The 19,637-nt window shown below is 40.3% G+C and carries 21 protein-coding genes; 10 read left to right on the top strand and 11 right to left on the bottom strand.

Features of this window, described 5'->3' with window-relative positions:
- Window positions 1–2 precede the first annotated feature (2 nt).
- Entirely contained in the window at window positions 3–407 is a 405-nt protein-coding gene (locus PSR9079_RS18985) for a YkgJ family cysteine cluster protein (RefSeq protein ID WP_149982855.1), read from the bottom strand.
- Window positions 408–591: 184 nt separating this feature from the next.
- Here PSR9079_RS18985 and PSR9079_RS18980 point away from each other — a divergent pair, with 184 nt between their 5' ends.
- Window positions 592–1,182 carry a LysE family translocator gene (locus tag PSR9079_RS18980; RefSeq protein ID WP_149982854.1) on the top strand — a complete coding sequence of 197 codons (591 nt, stop codon included), beginning with the start codon at window positions 592–594 and terminating at the stop codon, window positions 1,180–1,182.
- Window positions 1,183–1,192: 10 nt separating this feature from the next.
- Here the strand turns inward: PSR9079_RS18980 and PSR9079_RS18975 are convergent, their stop codons facing one another.
- Both PSR9079_RS18975 and PSR9079_RS18970 read right to left on the bottom strand, forming a co-directional pair.
- Entirely contained in the window at window positions 1,193–2,029 is an 837-nt protein-coding gene (locus PSR9079_RS18975) for an AraC family transcriptional regulator (protein WP_149982853.1), read from the bottom strand.
- A gap of 199 nt (window positions 2,030–2,228) precedes the next feature.
- Entirely contained in the window at window positions 2,229–3,164 is a 936-nt protein-coding gene (locus tag PSR9079_RS18970; protein ID WP_149982852.1) for a LysR family transcriptional regulator, read from the bottom strand.
- Window positions 3,165–3,258: 94 nt separating this feature from the next.
- On the opposite strand from PSR9079_RS18970, the gene PSR9079_RS18965 reads away from it, so the two are divergent.
- The 6 genes from PSR9079_RS18965 to PSR9079_RS18940 all read left to right on the top strand — a co-directional run bounded on the left by PSR9079_RS18965 (window position 3,259) and on the right by PSR9079_RS18940 (window position 6,125).
- Window positions 3,259–3,693, top strand: a complete 435-nt coding sequence (locus PSR9079_RS18965) for a DMT family transporter (RefSeq protein ID WP_145241069.1) — start codon at window positions 3,259–3,261, stop codon at window positions 3,691–3,693.
- Between the two features lie 9 nt (window positions 3,694–3,702).
- The gene (locus tag PSR9079_RS18960; RefSeq protein ID WP_145241067.1) at window positions 3,703–4,164 is read left to right on the top strand and encodes a DMT family transporter; all 462 of its coding nucleotides are present in this window, start codon (window positions 3,703–3,705) and stop codon (window positions 4,162–4,164) included.
- Window positions 4,165–4,408: 244 nt separating this feature from the next.
- A complete protein-coding gene (locus PSR9079_RS18955) occupies window positions 4,409–4,825 on the top strand; it encodes a tetratricopeptide repeat protein (protein ID WP_149982851.1) in 417 nt (138 codons plus the stop codon).
- Between the two features lie 37 nt (window positions 4,826–4,862).
- A complete protein-coding gene (locus tag PSR9079_RS18950) occupies window positions 4,863–5,303 on the top strand; it encodes a GNAT family N-acetyltransferase (protein WP_149982850.1) in 441 nt (146 codons plus the stop codon).
- Between the two features lie 7 nt (window positions 5,304–5,310).
- A complete protein-coding gene (locus PSR9079_RS18945) occupies window positions 5,311–5,529 on the top strand; it encodes a DUF6500 family protein (RefSeq protein ID WP_145241061.1) in 219 nt (72 codons plus the stop codon).
- 74 nt (window positions 5,530–5,603) lie between these two features.
- Window positions 5,604–6,125, top strand: a complete 522-nt coding sequence (locus PSR9079_RS18940; protein ID WP_149982849.1) for a YgjV family protein — start codon at window positions 5,604–5,606, stop codon at window positions 6,123–6,125.
- 40 nt (window positions 6,126–6,165) lie between these two features.
- Here PSR9079_RS18940 and PSR9079_RS18935 read toward each other — a convergent pair whose 3' ends face one another.
- From PSR9079_RS18935 to PSR9079_RS18920, 4 genes are all read right to left on the bottom strand, one after another.
- Window positions 6,166–8,136: a pectate lyase family protein gene (locus PSR9079_RS18935; protein ID WP_149982848.1), complete on the bottom strand. Its 1,971-nt coding sequence runs from the start codon at window positions 8,134–8,136 to the stop codon at window positions 6,166–6,168.
- Window positions 8,137–9,012: 876 nt separating this feature from the next.
- Window positions 9,013–9,492 (bottom strand): YchJ family protein, encoded by a 480-nt coding sequence (locus PSR9079_RS18930; RefSeq protein WP_149982847.1) that lies wholly within the window; start codon window positions 9,490–9,492, stop codon window positions 9,013–9,015.
- Between the two features lie 40 nt (window positions 9,493–9,532).
- Window positions 9,533–9,967 carry a SulA-like leucine-rich domain-containing protein gene (locus PSR9079_RS18925; protein WP_149982846.1) on the bottom strand — a complete coding sequence of 145 codons (435 nt, stop codon included), beginning with the start codon at window positions 9,965–9,967 and terminating at the stop codon, window positions 9,533–9,535.
- 224 nt (window positions 9,968–10,191) lie between these two features.
- Entirely contained in the window at window positions 10,192–10,647 is a 456-nt protein-coding gene (locus tag PSR9079_RS18920) for an SEL1-like repeat protein (RefSeq protein ID WP_149982845.1), read from the bottom strand.
- 127 nt (window positions 10,648–10,774) lie between these two features.
- On the opposite strand from PSR9079_RS18920, the gene PSR9079_RS18915 reads away from it, so the two are divergent.
- Window positions 10,775–12,067 (top strand): NCS2 family permease, encoded by a 1,293-nt coding sequence (locus PSR9079_RS18915; protein WP_149982844.1) that lies wholly within the window; start codon window positions 10,775–10,777, stop codon window positions 12,065–12,067.
- Window positions 12,068–12,089: 22 nt separating this feature from the next.
- Here the strand turns inward: PSR9079_RS18915 and PSR9079_RS18910 are convergent, their stop codons facing one another.
- Window positions 12,090–12,848: a hypothetical protein gene (locus tag PSR9079_RS18910; RefSeq protein ID WP_149982843.1), complete on the bottom strand. Its 759-nt coding sequence runs from the start codon at window positions 12,846–12,848 to the stop codon at window positions 12,090–12,092.
- A gap of 317 nt (window positions 12,849–13,165) precedes the next feature.
- Between PSR9079_RS18910 and cysB the strand changes: the two genes are divergently transcribed.
- A complete protein-coding gene (cysB, locus tag PSR9079_RS18905; RefSeq protein ID WP_145241047.1) occupies window positions 13,166–14,143 on the top strand; it encodes an HTH-type transcriptional regulator CysB in 978 nt (325 codons plus the stop codon).
- A gap of 54 nt (window positions 14,144–14,197) precedes the next feature.
- Here the strand turns inward: cysB and PSR9079_RS18900 are convergent, their stop codons facing one another.
- From PSR9079_RS18900 to pabB, 3 genes are all read right to left on the bottom strand, one after another.
- Window positions 14,198–15,574, bottom strand: a complete 1,377-nt coding sequence (locus PSR9079_RS18900) for an L-serine ammonia-lyase (RefSeq protein ID WP_145241045.1) — start codon at window positions 15,572–15,574, stop codon at window positions 14,198–14,200.
- A 99-nt stretch (window positions 15,575–15,673) separates the two neighbouring features.
- The gene (locus tag PSR9079_RS18895) at window positions 15,674–16,267 is read right to left on the bottom strand and encodes an NUDIX hydrolase (protein WP_246175607.1); all 594 of its coding nucleotides are present in this window, start codon (window positions 16,265–16,267) and stop codon (window positions 15,674–15,676) included.
- Window positions 16,268–16,272: 5 nt separating this feature from the next.
- Window positions 16,273–17,619, bottom strand: a complete 1,347-nt coding sequence (pabB, locus tag PSR9079_RS18890) for an aminodeoxychorismate synthase component I (protein ID WP_149982841.1) — start codon at window positions 17,617–17,619, stop codon at window positions 16,273–16,275.
- A 165-nt stretch (window positions 17,620–17,784) separates the two neighbouring features.
- Between pabB and PSR9079_RS18885 the strand changes: the two genes are divergently transcribed.
- Window positions 17,785–19,311: a fumarate hydratase gene (locus PSR9079_RS18885; RefSeq protein ID WP_145241038.1), complete on the top strand. Its 1,527-nt coding sequence runs from the start codon at window positions 17,785–17,787 to the stop codon at window positions 19,309–19,311.
- Window positions 19,312–19,637 lie beyond the last annotated feature (326 nt).

Raw genomic sequence — 19,637 nt, 5'->3', positions numbered from 1 at the left:
TTTTATTCTGTATAGCCGCCAGGGCGACTGTCTTGCATTAATAGATCAAGTTTTCTTTGTGCTTTTTTATAGTTATCTAAATCGATTACTTCAATCATTTCGCATTCGTCTCTTACCATTTCGGTGATAAGGCTAGGATAGTGGCGGCAATCTTCAGGGCGGTCTAAATAAATACTGCAGGTATATTTATTTGCGGCGAGGGGATTTATTTTTGGTGCTATTTCAAGAAAAGGGCATTGGCTTAGTTTTACTCCCGATTGTGGGTCGTACCATATTTGGTTATTTTTAACGAACTCAAAGATTTCGGGGTTAAATATCTCCCATAGATCAATTTCTTCTTGCGTGGCGCTCAGATCGCCACCACCGTATTTAATACAGCATTTACCACATTGATTACATTCTTTCATGGTTCGCTAATTTGTAAGATGGACTAATTCTAGTGTATCACCGATTGTTTTTAGTGCAGCTGTGTTTTTGCAGGGGTAATTTGTCAGATGCTATTTTATTTACAACAAGGTCAATTTTGTTCAATACATGGCTTATTGCAACAACAGATAATAAACGCCACTTTAAATAACCTAAGTATACGTTATGACTTTATCAGTGATCATCTCAATGGCACTATTTGCCTTGGCGGCGTCTATATCACCCGGGCCAGTTAACCTTGTTTCGTTAAGTAGTAGTGCGCGATATGGGGCAAAAAGAGGCTTAATATTTGTGACTGGTGCTACCTTTGGTTTCATTGCATTATTTTTGTTTATTGGTTTTAGTTTGCATTATCTCATTGCGCAATTAGCCTGGATCACTGGTATATTACAGTGGCTCGGTATCGCTTTTTTACTTTATCTCAGTTATCAATTATTTATCGATGATGGCGGCCTCACAGCTGACGCTAAGCAAAATGCCCCTACCTTTATGACAGGTGTGATCATGCAATGGCTTAACCCTAAAGCGTGGTTGGCTTCTTTATCAGGCATTGCAGCATATAGTCCAGGGGCGCAAGGATTTGAACTGGTTACTTTTGCAAGTTTATATTTACCTATTTGTTGGTTATCACTTGGCTGTTGGGTTTGGCTAGGTATACGGCTCGGGCAGCATTTTCAAAGCCCAGCTAAAATGCGAGTGATGAATAAAATTCTTGCACTATTACTGGCTGGCAGCTGCTTTTTATTATTGATTTAGTGGTTTTAATTTACAGTGATAAAGTACGGCGATATTGCTCGGGAGTTGCCGCTACGCGTTGTTTAAAGACCCGCTGAAAATGCGCTTGATCACTAAAACCTGCACTGTGAGCGATACTTGCTATTGGCTGGCCTTGTTTTAGTGCTTGCTGACCTAATTGAATACGACGATTTAACCGATAAGCGTGCGGAGTCATATTAAAATGACGTTTAAAAGCGCGCACTAAATAACTGCTGCTAAAGCCAAAAAGTTTACTGATTGTGTTAATTGATTGGTCTTCAAAACAGTGCTCATTCAGGTAGTTCGCTACTTGATATAGCTTATTTTCAGGTAATAACGTTTGCTCGTGTAATGGCTCAACGCAATCAAGGTACGTAAATAATTGTACGAAGTAACTACTTAGCAACGTGCGCTTTTGTGCTGCGGTAAACGTATTTGTCATTAGGTTTTGGCACAAGATAACAAAGTCCTGATAAAGCTGTGGTAGTAGCACTGTATCCAAGCGACTTCCTTGCCAGTTTTGTTGCTTTGTGACGCCAGACTCGAACAATAACGCTGCTAACCAATTTTTATCTATATGCATCATGTAATAAGCCCACGCTGAGTTTTGCTTTGGATTACAGGCGTGGACTTCATCAGGGTTCATTAATACTAGATTACCATGTGTTACTTGATGTAGACGATCTTCACAAATGAATTCACTTTGCCCCGCTAAAATTGCGCCAATTGACCATTGCTGGTGGGAGTGGGGAGCATAAGTGACTTTGCGGCCATCTAATACTTGGCGCAGCTCGACAAATGGTAACTCGGGGTCGCGCCAAAAAATAGGGTGTGTTGTTGGGAGCATACTATTTTCCACAATTGAAAACCTATTTCCAGTATACCCCTAGTTGTAGTGTATAAATCTACTCTCAGAGTAAATTATTCACCAAAAAATCAGTGAGTAACTGCGTCACTTAGCTGCATGCAATTGTGTGCTGAGCGTGTGTGTTTTTTTAGGTATCACTATTGGTCTGTTTGCACCCGTTAGAGCATAACGTAGATACTTAATTTTGGTATTTCCAGTACGGCGGGTTGCCATAAACTTCACTAAAGTAATCAATACATACTCGAACATTTAACGGTGGTTGTCGTGTATTAGGGTAAATTGCAGTAATATTTTGTGGTCCTGTTTTTATTGTTGGCGCAAATTCACTTAAGAGTGAAACAAGAGCGCCTGTTTTTAAGCTTTCACCAATTAACCAATCAGGGAATAATACAATTCCCATGTCGTTCAAAGCCCCGATAAACAGCGTTTCAGCATTGTTAGATACTAAAGTCGGTATTACACTTTGCTGCTGCCATGACGAATTAATTTTGAATAACCAACGATTTTGCCCCGATGAACCGCTATAAATTAAGCCCTGATGCTGACTAAGATCAGCCGGCACTTTTGGTGTGCCATATTTTTTCAGATAAGCAGGGGATGCGGCTAAATGATAAGTTTGCAGTCCTAATGTTTTAGCATGTAACGATGAATCTGCAAGAGATCCGATACGAAAAATCACGTCAGCGGCATCAATATGCGGATCGATAAAATCATCGGTTTGAGTCAACTCTACTTGAATTTTCGGATAGCGATTTAAAAACTCACCAAGCCAAGGCGCTATGTGTTTTTGTCCGAAAAAAACCGGCGCATTAATTCTTATTAACCCTTTGGGTTGAGTTGCTCTATCTTGCAGCTCGTTACGTACTTCGTTGAGTTGCTCGGTCATTGAGCGCGCATAATCATGAAAAATTCGGCCCGCTTCGGTTGGCATTATTGCTCTTGTGTTACGGTAAAAAAGTTGCTGACCAAGGGCATCTTCAAGTTGCAAAATTACTCTAGAGACCATAGAAGGCGATACATTTTCATGTCGAGCAACAACAGAAAAGCTTTTACATTTATACACGGCGATAAAAAATTTTAACGCTCTGATATTGATCGAACTGAAATCATTCATTTGTGCAAATCCTGCAAAAGTCTTTCTTATATAATCCCATTTTTCGCGTTAAAGCTCTAGGTTATTATGTATTCCTTATTAATAGGAGATTTGCATGCAGTTTATTTTGATTTTAATTGTCGTTATGGGAGGAATGGGGCTGTCTGTAGAAGCAGGCTTATTGGGCCCTTTAGGTGGTGAGGTTGGAGAATTATGGGCCACATTTAGTGTGTTTGGTGTTGGTGCTGCTCTTACCTTTATGTTGATGCTATTTTTTAGTCCTCGGAATAGCCCATCTTTTTTCAAACAACCATCATGGACATTGTTAGGTGGCGTGTTGGGGCCTGTTTATGTCGTTATATTGACGTTCACAGCACCTGTGATAGGTATTGCTATGACGATGATCAGTATCTTGATGGGACAAATAGCGAAAAGTTTGCTGATAGATCATTATGGTTTATTTGGTAGTCAACATCGCCAGATTGACCGCAAACGGCTTATGGCATTATTTTTTATTGTCATTGCATTAATTTTAATGGCACAAGGTTAGGGGACGCTGATGACTATAATTATGATAATTTTGGCGGTGATTGGTGGTGCAACCTTGAGTATTCAGGCTGCCATTAATGGCCAACTAGGAAGTAAAGTAGGTGTTTTTCGCTGCGCATTTTTAACCTTTTCGGTAGGGGCGTTGATCACTGGGTTACTTATCTTTTATTTTGAACCTAGGCATGCGCTAACCCTGTTGGATGTGCCAAAGTGGCAATTATTAGGGGCAATGTGTGGAGTACCCTATATCGTGATAATGGTGTTTGCTGTGCAGCGAATTGGCACTGCAGTCGCAACGGTTGCGGTAATATTCGGTCAATTATTTATGAGTATGTTAATTGATAATTTTGGTTGGCTTGGTAACGATGTGATTGCTTTTTCGCCAAGTCGTATTGGCGCTGTAATATGTTTGGGTATTGCGCTGTATTTTATTCATGCAAGTGGTAAAGATACAGCAAAAACTGAGAGTTAGCCTTGAAACAATAAAAATTTGGCTGAGGTGATAACTTGTAACAGGGGGTTATCACCTGATTTGAGCTGAGATTTTTCCCCCGCCTTAGGCTTGATACGCTTTAGAATGAATCATTTTAGTCTCGAGTGTATTAGAATAGTACGCTCTCGGCCTTGTATTTTCTTTCGTTTCGCTTTGAGTTGTTGTTCTTAGCCATGCAAGATAGTTAATTTGGCTGTAATTTCTAACAAAAGGTAATGAAAGAATAATGAATACAAAACTGTATAAATCAGTATTGAACTTAGCCGGTGAGCTAATGAATGCTGCACAGCAGCAAGATCAAGTTACGTTCGATTCACTCTATGGGCAGCTAAAAGCACTGTGTATTGAGCATGAAAATACTGAGAAAGATCATCCTGTACAGTGGGAAACGCTCGCTGATTTTACCGATGAGTTTGCCGATGCGTTGTTGATCTATGAAAAAGCATTAGCTAAAGCCAGCGCCATCAATGCGAAAGATTATATGTCGTCAATTGGTTATGCGATGGCAACTATGCATGTTGAACTAGGGCAAACCGAAGCTGCTATCGCAAGTTTACAAGCTGCGCAGGTTAGCGCAAATAAAATTCCTGATAAAGCGCTGAAAGCTGAAATAGCTCAGCTGCTACAACAATTACAGTAAAATTAGCTCGTTGATTATGTTTAAGAGGTCACAATAAATGGATGTTACGCTAGGCACTAGCCCTGAACTGATTGCGCAAGCGCATGCTATTCGCCACCAGGTATTTGTGATCGAACAAAGTATTCCTAAGCAGTTAGATTTAGACGGTTTCGACGAACGAGCTGTGCATGTGGTGGTAACAGATGGCGGTGCTTTAGTCGCTACTGCGCGGTTAGTGAAACGTAACCCACGGTGTGGCGTTATGGCAAGGATTGCAGTGTTAAAGCCATACCGAGGATCCGGCATTGCTAAATTGGTTATTAATGCCTTGTTATCACATGCTGGTAAAATTGGCCTTGAGATCATTGAAATTCATGCACATGCCTATTTGCAAGGCTATTACGAAAGTTATGGTTTTAAATATATTAAAGATGTTGAAATAGTTGGCGAACACCAACTTATTGAAATGCAATGCAGTTTAAAAAGTGAAGTGAGGTAACGCCGTAATGCGCGACGAATTAAGGACTAAGATCATTCAAGTTTGCGACAAAAAAATAGCGGCGAAGGGAGATAATGTTGGGCTGTCGTTTTATGCTTTTTTTGCCAACAAAAATGATGATCCAGAATTACTTATGGAAGCTGCGACATGGTGGATACAAACCCACCAATTAGATCACTTTGTTAAAGCGCGGATCATTAAAACCATGATTGAAAATAATCTGTAATAGCGTGTAGATATTTGATTGTATATTAACCACAATAGCGGTTGAGATATTTATTTTAGTGAGGTGTAGGGCTGGTGGTTGATAGTTGGATTGCCCAAGGGTTTGGTTTACTCAGCTTTGTTTTAGCATTAGTGTGCTTTTTTCAAAAGGATGATCGTCGTTTAAAAATAATGATGGTGGTGATGAATCTAAATCATGCACTGCACTTTTATTTACTCAATGCTATCACTTCATCATTGTGCTGTTTATTTTCAGCGGGGCGTACAGCCGTATCAATGCGGGTGAAATCGGTGTGGATAGCAGCCATTTTTATTATTTTAACCGTGGTTATCGGTTATCTAACAGCCCAGCAATGGACGGATTACCTTGCGATTGTTGCCGCCTGTTTGGGTTGTTTTGCACTATTTTGCTTAACGGGCATCAAAATGCGTGTTTTGCTGTTTGCAGGATCGTGCTTATGGTTGGCAAATAATATAATTGTTGGCTCTATTGGCGGCGTGTTATTGGAAGCGACTGTTATTGTTATTAATTTATCGACTATTTATAGACTACATAAACAACGCTTTACTCGTGAGGCGCTGACTGAACACGGTTGATAATAAAGGGCTTAGCAAAGCCCTTCACAGTAAATGTTAGTTATTGTCTGGTTAACTCAAACATTTGATTTTCTGCTCCTGCGGTACATGTCCATTGCAGAATATTAGCATCATCGGCAGTTTTGCTGTCTGCGACGTCTAAGCACAACTCACTATTTCGGTTGATGATACGCCACTTACCAGAGCCGGCACTTTGCAAACGAAACTGCTGGTTATAGCTCCCTGTGTATGTCCAGATATTGATATTTTCACCCGCTGTGGTTGAATGCGTATAGACCTCTAACCCTTTAGAAGGAGCATTGACTGGTGAAATACGATGCCACACCCCATCGACTGTTGAAATATTAAATTTTTGGCAATCATTATTAAGCCAAGACCACTGCCTAACATTTGCCCCATCTTCACTTTGACAGTTAGCAATATCTAATGATGCACCACTGTGTTTTGGGGTAATGCGGTAAGTACCATTGACTTGTGTATTGGTTGGGTTGTCATTATTGCTGTCGGTATAACCATTGTAGACTTCAAACTCTGCAATTTGCGCTACGCCATTGGCGGAATGAATCACAAAACTTACTTTGGATAAGTTAGTGTTAGAAAAAGTGATTACATTTGGCACAGCACCACCGTTCGTAAGTGTTACACCTGTATCGTAGTTCACTAAAGACCAAGCTGTAATGCTTCCTTTACTGGCTGGGGTTTCAATTATTTTAACTGCATTAATGGTGGTGTTAAGGTTTTTAATATTGATCGTGCCTGTGGTAGCTGACGGTGACCAGTAAGTTGACATATCGCCGTCATTCACATTGCCATAACTCGAGCCACTGGCTTTAGAACTGCCATCAACACCGGCACTAATAGCTAGATTTTCCCCTGCTGGTGTTGGCTCAGGTGTTGGATCTGGATCCGGTGTTGGATCGGTGGGTGTGGTTGTTCCACATTGACCATTTGATGTTTGTAAGCCTTTGTTCGCGCCAGCCGTTGCTGCAATGATGTTGGGTATACACTGTGCATTATCAAGTTGATAGTTATAAGGGATGTTGATTGTTGTGGTTGAGGTTGGATTAGGGCCTGCTGGGTGAAGCTTGTTTTCTTGTTCAGACCAATCGATATTATCCCAAATGTTGCCGCTGACTTGCCAGTAACCCATGTCATTTGTATAAAAAGTGCCGAGTGGATCTTTGGAATTTTTAAAGTAGTTGTTTTCGGCGCGCATTTTACCGCCAATTCGTGGATTCATGCCCGATGACACGAGTCCATAGTAGTAGTTGTTGTAAGCATGCGCTGTCGCGTGTCTTAGTAAAGGCGTGCGAGAATTAATATTTTCATAGTAATTGTGATGAAAAGTAACAGGGCCGTTAGTATCGTCACTATCACTTGAGCCAACGAGACCACCGCGTCCAGAGTTGCGCAAAATACTGTAAGATAATGTCACGTATTTGGTATTACTCTTCATATCGAACAAAGCATCATATCCTGAACTTTCGCCACCACTGGCCTCAAGTGTAACGTGATCGACCCAAATATTTCTGACGTTTGACTCCATGCCAATTGCATCACCGCCGTTGGAGGTGGGGGAGCCAGATTTTTTGACGTTTCTAACGTGAACATTTTGAATAATGATATTTGAAGATGAACGAATATGGATGCCTAATTGGTCAAAAAGAGCACCGCTACCAACACCGATAATAGAAACATTACTAATTTCTTTTAGTTCAATTAGATCTGGCCCAGTATTGCAACTATCTCCAGATACTTTACTGGTGTTGCCATGATTTATGGTGCCTTCAACGTGGATGATAATTGGTGTGTCACTTGATGCTCGGTTACATAAAGCCTGATGAATTTGGGTTCCAGTTGTTGCATAAACAACATCGCCACCAGCACCACCTGTTGTACCACCATTCGTTGCGGCAAAGCCTGACGCATTAGCAAGTGCACTGTTTCCATATATAGCAGTTGTTATGGCCAAAGCATGCAAAGAATATTTAAATAACGTACGTTTATTCATTGGTTGTTCCTAATTACTGTATGTTCAGATCAAAACAATCAAATAAATTAATTGTTAAAAATGTTAACACAATCAAGTCCTGTTTATGCTTGCACTGCAGTGCTACCGGTGGCATTATTGCGCTAAAAATGACTTTCTGCAATGCTAATTACTGATTGATTAGTTTTAATTTCATCATTTAGTTTTGTTTTTATGCGTTTTAAATAAATATATTTAATTAAAATTAATGGGTTAGGTTTTGTTTTAATTATTTTAAAAAATATAAAAATAATAACGATTTATTTTCTAGTTTTTATTATAGTGTTTTTTTGACACTTGAAATTTAGTTAACATTTGTTCCTTTATTGTTTTTTGATATGACTAGATATTAGCATGCTACGGGGCTGGTTCTAACGCAGTATAGATATGTTTTATGGATGAGTTAGTTGTTTATAGGTGTTGTTGTGAAGTACTAGAGTATGTTGACCTTTCAGAATTAAAATTTGTTTAATCTAGGAGTGATTTAATCGTGACAAGAGGTTTTTAACCTAGTGGGCTCGCTACTGCTACCGCGTTATTCTACTGGCGGAAGTAATCTGAGCTTCGGATAATAAATCTATCTCCAGCGGCTATTTTTCAATGTTAACTGCGTTGAATTTATTTGTAATAGGCATGCTATTGACGCGTAAATTCGCCTTATTTTCCCTGAAAATTTTGGCTGGAGAGTAAAAGTAATATTAGTGCTTTAAATCAATGCGTTAGAAAACACATGAACCAAAATTTAGGTTAAGCAACAAAGAGTTAATCGCACTTAGACAGACCACGTTGGCTTGCGAGTTTTTTGAATTTATGATTATTTATAAATACTTACGGTAAAAACTATACTCTAAGAAAGTGTTACACGCTGTGGCATTTTTTATATTTTTTACCACTACCACACGGGCATTCATCATTGCGGCTAATTTTTATATCTGCAACAGGGAAGATCTCACCATCGAGATAACGCCACTGGCCATCTTCTTTTATGAAGCTTGATTTTTCATGCAGTTGGCAAAACAAGTTTTGATAAAAATAGCTAACACAAAATTCAACACAACCAGTGTACTCTTGCTGATCTGCACTGATCACGGCTAATTTTATAAAGCGGCAACTATTAGCAAAATCGGCAATTTCTCTGAGTGGGTTTGCTGCTTGTTTTTCTTGTGCATAAGTTTGGTAAATATACTTAGCATTTTTTAAGGCATAAGCAACAAAGCGAGAGCGCATTAGTTGCTCTGGGCTTGTTGCTTGTATATTGCCTAAATGCAATTTTTCACAGCAATCGCTATAGCTTTGTTCGCTGCCACATAAGCAAAGACTGTCAGTGAGTGAGGTCATAATTAAAATACGCTTTATTAAAAAACGGCATTTTAACAGCTTATTGTGCTAATGCTATCTCTGTAGCTTGTTGGGTTTTAGTAAAACAGTATAGTTTTGCACTGGCTTGATCTAACTTTAATGACAGGTTAGCTATTTGATTGTCTCTCACAATGTCTGTCCAGGTGATCACCGCTGCAAAGTTACCGTTATGTAGTGCAGAATTTAGTACATACTCTAAATTAACCAGATGCTTTTGCCTGATCACTAATAGTTTACTGGTATCAATAGAACATGAATCGAGTAAAGCTTTACTTGGTACGTGATCCGGTGCAATCAGTAACGTCCATGCGTTTTTATTATTGTAATGGTGTAACACCTTTAGAAGTTCAAAAGTTGCAGAGATCTCATCTTCTATCTGAATCAAATTTACTGATGCGCTTAAATTATCTTGTTGATAGCTTTTAACTGTTCTGACGGTAATTGGCTGTAACATAAGTTTCACTCACTGGTTGTTTATACAGTACTCATATACAGTAGTTTATACAGTGTTTGTGTGCAAGTGTTTTTTGCTATCTTTTTGAACGATTTTTATATTTATTTGATACCATCAGCTTTGGAAATGTGCATAAACTAAAATAATATTTTATAAAACAATATATTACTTAGTTACATTGAGGTGGCAATTGATTTTAATGAAAAGGGTAGATTAGTCCCTTTTCAAGGTGAGTTGGGGATCAGGTGAGCAAACTGCTGTTGGTGTATTTGCTCATACAGTGTTGCTGCATAACACTGGGCATCTTTAAAGCGGCGGGTGGTTAGATGTTTACGTAAATCAGTTAAGGCAGTTGCTGCAGGCTCATAGCCTTGGCTACTGGCTAAACTTAGCCATACCGCGCCATGAAAAACACTAGTAGGTACGCCTTGGCCTTTGATAAAAAATAATCCGAGATAAAATTGGGCTCGCTGATTACCTGACATTGCAGCTAAGCGCATCCATTTAGCTGCGAGAGGAGGTTGATCATTTTTTAAATAATACAGGGCTTTATTAACAGTGTTATCAGGAGTATCAGCTTTAACCGCACTGTGTGGGGCTTTGCTCGGTTGGGTGATAAACGATAATACGTTTTCTAACTGTTGTTCTAAATCTAAGCCAATTGGCGAGGTATCTGTCATAGTGCCACACATATTATTGTTGTCATTTACCTGCTCAGTTTAGTCTAATATCAGGTTAATTGTCCTGTTATTCTTGAAATATATGATAAAATCACGCAATTATTGTCATCTAAAATGAAACTCACTTATGCTCGACGCGTTATTTAAAATTAGCGACCACAACTCGACTGTGCGCCGCGAATGTATTGCTGGTCTCACTACCTTTATTACTATGGTTTATATTGTGTTTGTCAACCCTGCTATGTTGGCTGAAGCTGGTATGGATCAAGGTGCTGCGTTTGTGGCAACTTGTATTGCTGCGGCTATTGGCTGTTTTATCATGGGCTTTTGGGCAAATTATCCGTTAGCTTTGGCTCCTGGTATGGGGCTTAATGCCTTCTTTACTTATGGTGTTGTGTTAGGCATGGGCTATACCTGGCAAGCAGCATTAGGGGCTGTGTTTATGTCGGGCTGTATTTTCTTGTTCCTGAGTTTGTTCAAAGTCAGGGAGTGGATAATTAATGCTATTCCATTGGTGTTAAAGCAAGCCATTGCAACAGGAATTGGAGCGTTCTTAGCGTTAATTGCGCTTAAAAATGCCGGGATCATTGTGGCTAGCCCTGCAACATTAGTGCAACTAGGTGATATTACGGCTGCCGGTCCATTGTTGGCCATTCTTAGCTTTTTTGTTATTGCAGCGCTACTTTATCGTGATTTTAAAAGTGGTGTTTTGATCAGCATTTTATTAGTAACTGTGATCGCGCTAAGTCTGGGTTTGGTAGAGTATCAAGGCGTGATATCTATGCCTCCTTCAATTGCGCCTACTTTTATGCAACTTGATTTTTCAGCGGCGTTTGAGTTGTCAATGCTTAGCGTCATTTTTGCATTGTTGTTCGTTGATTTATTTGATACATCAGGCACTTTAGTTGCGGTAACTCAAAAAGCAGGCTTAGCGGACGAAAAAGGTAATATGCCACGTTTAGGACGAGCATTAAGTGCTGATAGTGCCGCAACCATTGCTGGTTCAGTATTGGGCACTTCGACCACAACCTCATATATAGAGTCAGTTGCAGGGGTGTCTGTGGGTGGCAGAACAGGACTTACAGCTGTGGTTGTAGGAATGTGCTTTTTATTGATGATGTTTTTTGCACCTTTGGCGAAAATGGTGCCAGCTTATGCAACTGCGGGAGCTATTTTATACGTGTCGGTGCTAATGCTACAAAACCTCAAGTTTGTAAATTGGGATGATATGACAGATGCCATTCCAGTGAGTGTGGTATTACTGATGACGCCGCTAACATTCTCCATTGCTCATGGCATTGCACTGGGCTTTATTTCTTATACAGCTGTTAAAGTATTGTGTGGTAAACGAGAACAAGTAAGCATCAGTGTGTGGATATTGACAGCGATGTTTGTGATAAAATTTGCGTTTTTATCCTAAGTTAATACAAAGAAAAAGTGGATTACCACTTTTTCTTTGGTGCAAAAAGCACGTCTAAATCATCTTGTTCTTGCTCTGCTTTTTTCTTCAGTGCAGTTGCATTGGAGGCTTTAAGGTCGGTGCTTATTGCTTCTAAATAACCTTCGAGTTCTTGGCGTTTTGTAGTTATATAATCGTCGCTATAAGCTACTGCTGATACAGTTGCGTACGCTTTTTCAAAGTATTGGCGTGCAGAACCGACCATATTCGCAGAGCGCGCTGAGATACCTCGTTTAATCTGGCTTTCAATATTAATTCGTAATTGGAGCTTTTCTAAGCGCTTGTCTTCAGCAATAAAAATTTGGCTGTCTACTTTTCCTTTACCATGCTCTGAGCGAAGCACTGCACGTACTTTCTTGATACCTTGAATAAGTGCTATTAATTGCTTGTCGTTATCGGGTAACACTAAGTTTTCTGAGTTAGCGGTGTCGATTGAGTTCCCTAAACGTTCATTTGCTTCTTTTAAGCGATTCTTTAACTCTTTTGAATTAGGAGATAGCTGCACCATTGCTGCTAACGCATCATGAATACGCCGTTGCAGAATACGTAAAATATGTTCTGACATAGGTATGTTGGCGCTATTTACTAGAACATCTTCTGATTCTTCAATGATTTTTTTTTGTTTGGTTAAGTCTTTACGGCGTTCTGTTTCTTGTTTCTCTTTATGCTGTTGTACCGCACTGACCCAGAGGGCAATGACAATCAGTGCAACAATCAACATAATAATAATAGAAACGATCATGGTTTAGGTCTCAAATTTCACAAGCTAATAATTTTAATCTTACATTAAATATATGCTAACGGGATAGTTTTGCGCGGCTTATGTAAAAAAGAATTCACTTTCTCATCATTTATTACTATCTGCGTATGATATTTTTTCATTTTGCGCGTCAGCTCAAAAGATGGCTACCTCAAGACGAGGGATTATGCTAGCCTAAGCAGATAACCTTATAAATACGATTCCAGACAGCCTTTTTCTATTGTTAATCAGAAAAAACTTGGCTTGACGCGATGTAGCATTTATAAATAAGCAGTATAACTACACTAAAAAATGCAGCCATGAAATTACAACAACTCAGATACATCGTCGAAGTCCAAAATCATAAACTTAATGTTTCAGCAACCGCTGAAAGTTTGTTTACCTCACAGCCAGGTATTTCTAAGCAAGTACGTATGTTGGAAGATGAGTTGGGCGTGCAGATTTTTGGGCGAAGTGGAAAACACTTAACCCACGTTACCAGCGCGGGCACTGAAATAATTAATATTTCCCGTGAGATCCTTTCTAAAGTAGAGGGTATTAAGGCGGTTGCAAATGAGCATACATTACCTGATCAAGGTAAGTTGAATATTGCCACCACACATACCCAAGCACGGTATGCACTGCCAAGTGTGATCCAAGGATTTATGAAAAAGTACCCTGCGGTGTCATTGCACATGCACCAAGGTACGCCGCAGCAAATTTCTGATGCTGCTGCTCGAGGCGATGCTGATTTTGCAATTGCCACTGAAGCACTACATTTATACTCTGATTTAGTGATGTTACCTTGCTATCACTGGAATCGCAGTATTGTGGTGGCAAAAGACCATCCACTAGCTAAAAAAGCAGAGTCGCTGACCGTTGCCGATATTGCCCAGTATCCACTTATTACTTATGTATTTGGTTTTACTGGCCGTTCAGAACTTGATAAAGCATTTAATGCGCAGGGACTTGAACCACACATTGTATTTACTGCAACTGACGCCGATGTGATTAAAACCTATGTACGCTTAGGTCTAGGTGTGGGTGTTGTAGCATCAATGGCGATTGATCAAATTGCAGATACCGATTTAGTGTGTATTGATGCCAGCCATTTATTTGAAGCCAGCACCACTAAAATTGGCTTTAGAAAAGGCAGCTTTTTACGTACGTATATGTATGACTTTATAGAGCGTTTTGCACCACATTTGACCAAAGAGCGGGTTGAGCGAGCGAGTTTACTACGTAATCAAGATGACGTAGATAAGCTGTTTGAAGATATAGAATTACCGGTTAAGTGACTTTAACCTGTTGAAAAAAGCCGCATATTGCGGCTTTTTTAATGACTATAAAACTTAACACTCAATTATATTTACAGCTAAGCCACCGCGAGCGGTTTCTTTATATTTAGTTTTCATATCGTTACCAGTATCAAGCATGGTTTTAATAACTTTATCCAATGATACTTTTTGCTCGCCACTGCCACGAATAGCCAAACGCGATGCATTAATTGCTTTGATAGCTCCCATCGCATTACGTTCAATACACGGCACTTGTACTAATCCACCGACAGGGTCGCAGGTTAACCCTAAGTTATGCTCCATGCCAATTTCAGCGGCATTTTCTACTTGTAATACACTGCCACCGACAATTTCAGTCAATGCACCAGCAGCCATTGAACATGCGACGCCAACTTCGCCTTGGCAACCAACTTCAGCACCTGAAATTGAGGCATTCTTTTTATACAGGATGCCAATTGCAGCGGCAGTTAATAAATAACGAGTTGCAATATCGCGGTCTATTTCTTTAATGAATGTGTGGTAGTACATTAATACCGCAGGTAAAATACCTGCTGCGCCATTAGTTGGTGCTGTAACTACACGGCCACCTGCAGCGTTTTCTTCATTAACAGCAAGGGCAAACAAATCCACCCAGTCCATTGCGCGAAGGGGGTCATTGCTGACTTCAATATTGAGCTTTAAGTACAGGCTAGGGGCACGGCGTTTTACTTTCAAGCCGCCGGGTAAAATACCTTCGGTGCGCATACCGCGTTCAATACAGGCTTTCATTACTTGCCAAATATTGAATAGCTCATCTTTTATTTCATCTTCAGTACGCAGCGTTTTTTCATTTTTCATCATCAAGCTTGATACGCTATAGCCTGACTCCTTACACATTTCTAATAATTCTTTGGCACTGCCAAATGGAAAGGGGGCTGGATTTTCTTCACGGACAGTGAGCGCAGCTTGTTTTTCGTTTTCAAATTCTTCATCGGTAACAATAAAACCGCCACCAATTGAATAGTAAACTTTACTATGGAGTTTTTCGTCGCCTTTAAAAGCAATGATCTCCATTGCATTTGAGTGTTTTGGCAAAGTTTTACGACGGTGGAATACAATCGCTCCTTGTTTTGGAAACTTTGCTTGATGCACTTGATTTAAGTGGATCACTTGTTCATTTTCAATTTTAGCGAGAATATCGTCTACTAAATCGGCATCAATGGTTTCTGGATCGTAACCCGCAAGCCCTAAAATAACTGCTTTGCCTGAGCCATGGCCGATACCTGTTTGTCCCAATGAACCATATAGCTCAACTTTAATGCTGGTGACATCGGTTAATAAGTTTTGTTGTTGTAGTTCGTTAACAAATAAACGCGATGCGCGCATTGGGCCGACGGTGTGTGAAGACGACGGGCCAATGCCAATACTAAACATATCGAATGCACTGATCATAATAACTTTACTCTACTTTTACTCAGCACGATTGCTGGCTTTGAACGGTCGCACATAATAACGCGTAATTGTACCCTTGTAACCCTTTGCAATAGAGATTTAAACTGGTATGGCAAGCTGTTTTGTAAAGTTTTTTATAATGCTAGCAGTGGCTCCCCAAAGTAGTCCGTAAGGAGTTGAAAAACCTTGTAAAGTAATAGTTTTACCAAAGCGATGAAAAGGTAAGGGTTGCCAATTGTTTACATCAGCGAGTGCGCTGACGGGCAGCAAAAAACTGGCGGCCACTTCATTTTGGTCTGCATGCCAATGTGTATCTGGGGCTAATACACCAACAAACGGTGTAATCGTAAAGCCGGTAAGAGTAGAGTAATCGCCTAATTGACCGATGACAGTGACATTTGATGGGGCGATATTTAGCTCTTCACTAAGTTCACGCAGTGCAGTATGGCGTAAGTTTGCATCGCTCAACTCATGCTTACCACCTGGTAAGCAAATTTCCCCAGGGTGGTGATTTAAGAACATCGGGCGTTTGCATAGTAATATGTGCGCGCTGTTATCTATATCAATCAGTGGTAACATAACGGCACTGGCTCGTTGGGGACGTTGTTTAAAATGTCTCTTATCAGCTGGCTGTATATACTCATTGGCAGGCGCAGTTAGCTGAAAACGAGCCATAAGCTGTTTGCTATTCACACAGGTTACTTCAATAAAGGTAAGATTTTATTTACTTTATCGTAAGTTTCTTGGTATTCCAAATCCACTTGTGAATCAGCAACAATGCCGCCGCCAGCCCAACAATAAATATGTTGTTTGTGACACACTAAAGTTCGGATGGTAATACTGGTATCCATATTGCCACAAGCGCTTAAATAACCGATTGAACCACAGTAAATACTGCGCCGATGCGGTTCTAATTCTTCAATGATTTCCATCGCACGAATTTTGGGTGCACCGGTTATTGACCCTCCCGGAAAAGCAGCATACAACTGATCAACCGCAGTTTTATCGTCAGCTAACTGCGCTGTCACGGTACTGACTAAGTGGTGTACTGCAGGAAAACTTTCAATCGCAAAGAGTGACGGGACTTGCACGGTACCAGGTTTGGCAACTTTACCTAAGTCGTTGCGCAGTAAATCAACAATCATCACATTCTCAGCGCGATCTTTCGCTGAATTTTGTAATCGAGTTGCTTGTAACGCATCTTCTTTTTTATCAAGACACCGTGGCAGCGTTCCTTTGATTGGCTTGGTTTCAACCTGATTATCATTAATGGCAATAAAGCGCTCAGGAGAAATAGATAAAATAGCGCCATCAGGATGATTAATAAAACTTGAAAATGGTGCTTTGTTAGCTTCGCGCAAAGTACAATAAGCATGCCACGGTGAGCCTTGATACTGTGCTGTAAAACGCTGTGCTAAGTTAATTTGATAACAATCGCCACTTTTTAAATACCCCTGAATTCTTGCAAACTTAGCGCTGTATTGTGCGCGGCTCATATTTGATGACCAGCCTCGGGTGATTTCAAATGGCGAGGTAATTGGAGAGGCGTGAGCTAACTCCTGTAGATACATTGCTGATCTATCAACATCAGGCTGTGCGACATAAAACCAACTGTGCAGCTTTTTATCATAGATAAGTGCATCCAGATAGAGACCAATAGCTAGTTGTGGCATATCGATATCATCGATAGCTTGGCTGGGAAGTTTTTCAATGACTCGGCCAAGGTCGTAACCAAAATACCCGAGCCAGCCGCCACTAAAAGGTAGGTTAGGCTGAGTTTTACTGCTATCTAGAGTATTTAGCTGTGCTTTAATGATGCTAAAACAATCTTGTTCAGTTGCCTTGTTATCAATAAAGGTGTGGTTATTTTTAACTTCGAGGCGCATTTTTGGCGCAATAGCAATCAGATCGTAACGACTATTTATATGGTCGCTGTTGGCTGAATCCAGCAGAACGGCATAAGGTAAATGGGCAAAATAGGCGAAAACCTCTAGGCAGTTGAGCGAAATGTCTAATTGAATACAGGTTTTTTGTTGCTTTATCATCTATTTTTTTACCCTGAAGAACTGGCTCGAAACGGGCTAGGAGGGTATCATAAGTTATAATTTTTTGGCAGCGTTTAGTGACGTTGCCTAAGCGCTGTACAAACCACCGTCACTGGTTTGGCCTAGTTTACGTGTTCTCACGTAAAGGTAATTTAAGGAACCCCTATGAGTACAATTCGTCAGCAAGACTTTATTGATAGCATTGAAGATGCATTGCAGTATATTTCGTTTTATCATCCACTTGATTTTGTTCAAGCGCTCGAAAAAGCCTATAACAAAGAACAAAGTAAAGCGGCAAAAGATGCCATTGCGCAGATTTTAATTAACTCGCGGATGTCGGCAGAAGGCAAACGTCCTTTGTGCCAAGACACAGGTATTATTACTTGTTTTGTGAAAGTAGGTATGGATGTTAAGTGGGACAAAACAGATTTAACCGTACAGCAAATGGTTGACGAAGGGACGCGTCGTGCTTATTTGAATCCAGATAATCCATTACGTGCATCTATTGTTGCAGATCCTGCAGGTAGCCGTAAAAACACCAAAGATAATACGCCTTCGGTCGTGCACATTGATTTAGTGGCAGGCGGCAATGTTGAAGTAATGGTGGCAGCAAAAGGCGGCGGCTCTGAAAATAAAAGTAAAATGGTGATGCTTAATCCATCTGATGATGTGGCTGAATGGGTCGAAAAGACCTTGCCGACCATGGGCGCTGGTTGGTGTCCACCAGGCATGCTAGGTATAGGTATTGGCGGAACGGCAGAAAAAGCCGCAGTAATGGCAAAAGAATCACTTATGGATCCAGTTGATATCCATGAGCTTATGGAACGTGGCGCAGAAACCACCGAAGAGAAGCTTCGTTTAGAAATATTTGAGCGTGCAAATAAGCTCGGTATTGGCGCACAAGGCCTTGGCGGTTTAACAACAGTGGTTGATGTGAAAATAAAAACCGCACCGACTCATGCGGCCTCAAAACCTGTGGTTATGATCCCAAATTGTGCGGCGACTCGCCATGTACATTTCACATTAGATGGTTCAGGTCCTGCAAACTTAAAAGCGCCAAAACTTGAAGATTGGCCAGAAGTCACATTTGAAGTGGGTGAGGGTACGCGTCGTGTTGACTTAAATACGCTAACTAAAGAAGATACGCATGAATGGAAAATGGGCGAAACAGTATTACTGTCAGGGACTATATTAACTGGTCGTGATGCAGCGCATAAACGTCTGCAAGATATGATCAATTCTGGTGAAGGGTTACCTGCAGGTGTTGATTTTGATAATAAGTTTATTTACTACGTTGGCCCAGTTGACGCGGTACGTGATGAAGCAGTGGGCCCAGCGGGTCCTACAACAGCAACTCGGATGGATAAATTCACTGACATGATGCTAGAAAAAACCGGCATTATTGGCATGATTGGTAAAGCGGAACGTGGCCCTGCAACGGTTGAGTCTATCAAAAACAATAAATCTGTGTATTTGATGGCCGTAGGTGGAGCAGCTTACTTAGTATCTAAAGCAATCAAAAAAGCCCGTGTAGTGGCATTTGAAGATTTAGGTATGGAAGCTATCTATGAATTTGAAGTAGAAGATATGCCAGTCACTGTCGCAGTGGATAGTGAAGGCGCAAATGCGCATACCCAAGGCCCAGCAATTTGGAAAGCTAAAATTGCAGAGTTAGACGCTAAGTTAAAATAAGTATTCGCTTTATTATGCGGTATTTGAGTCTTCTCAGATACCGCTTATCAGCTCTGACCAGTTGGATGTAAACCACCTAATCTCCCGCAAACACCCATCATTACTCTCTTGTTGCTGTTTATTGCCTTGTAATTTAAACTTTACAATAATATTCAAATTGACGTTCACGTAAACGTTATCATGCTATATTTTTAGTTAAGTTAATTAACTATTCTAAAAAGTAACTTTTTTTGAATTTAAAATGTTTAAAATTGCGATAAATTAGCTTATTTATTACAGCGCCTGATATTGATAGGTTTTATCATCTCATATAGTGGCAAGCTGTA

Source organism: Pseudoalteromonas rhizosphaerae (assembly GCF_902498845.1).
Classification (GTDB): Bacteria; Pseudomonadota; Gammaproteobacteria; order Enterobacterales; family Alteromonadaceae; genus Pseudoalteromonas; species Pseudoalteromonas rhizosphaerae.
This window is presented reverse-complemented; position numbering and strand designations above follow the sequence as displayed.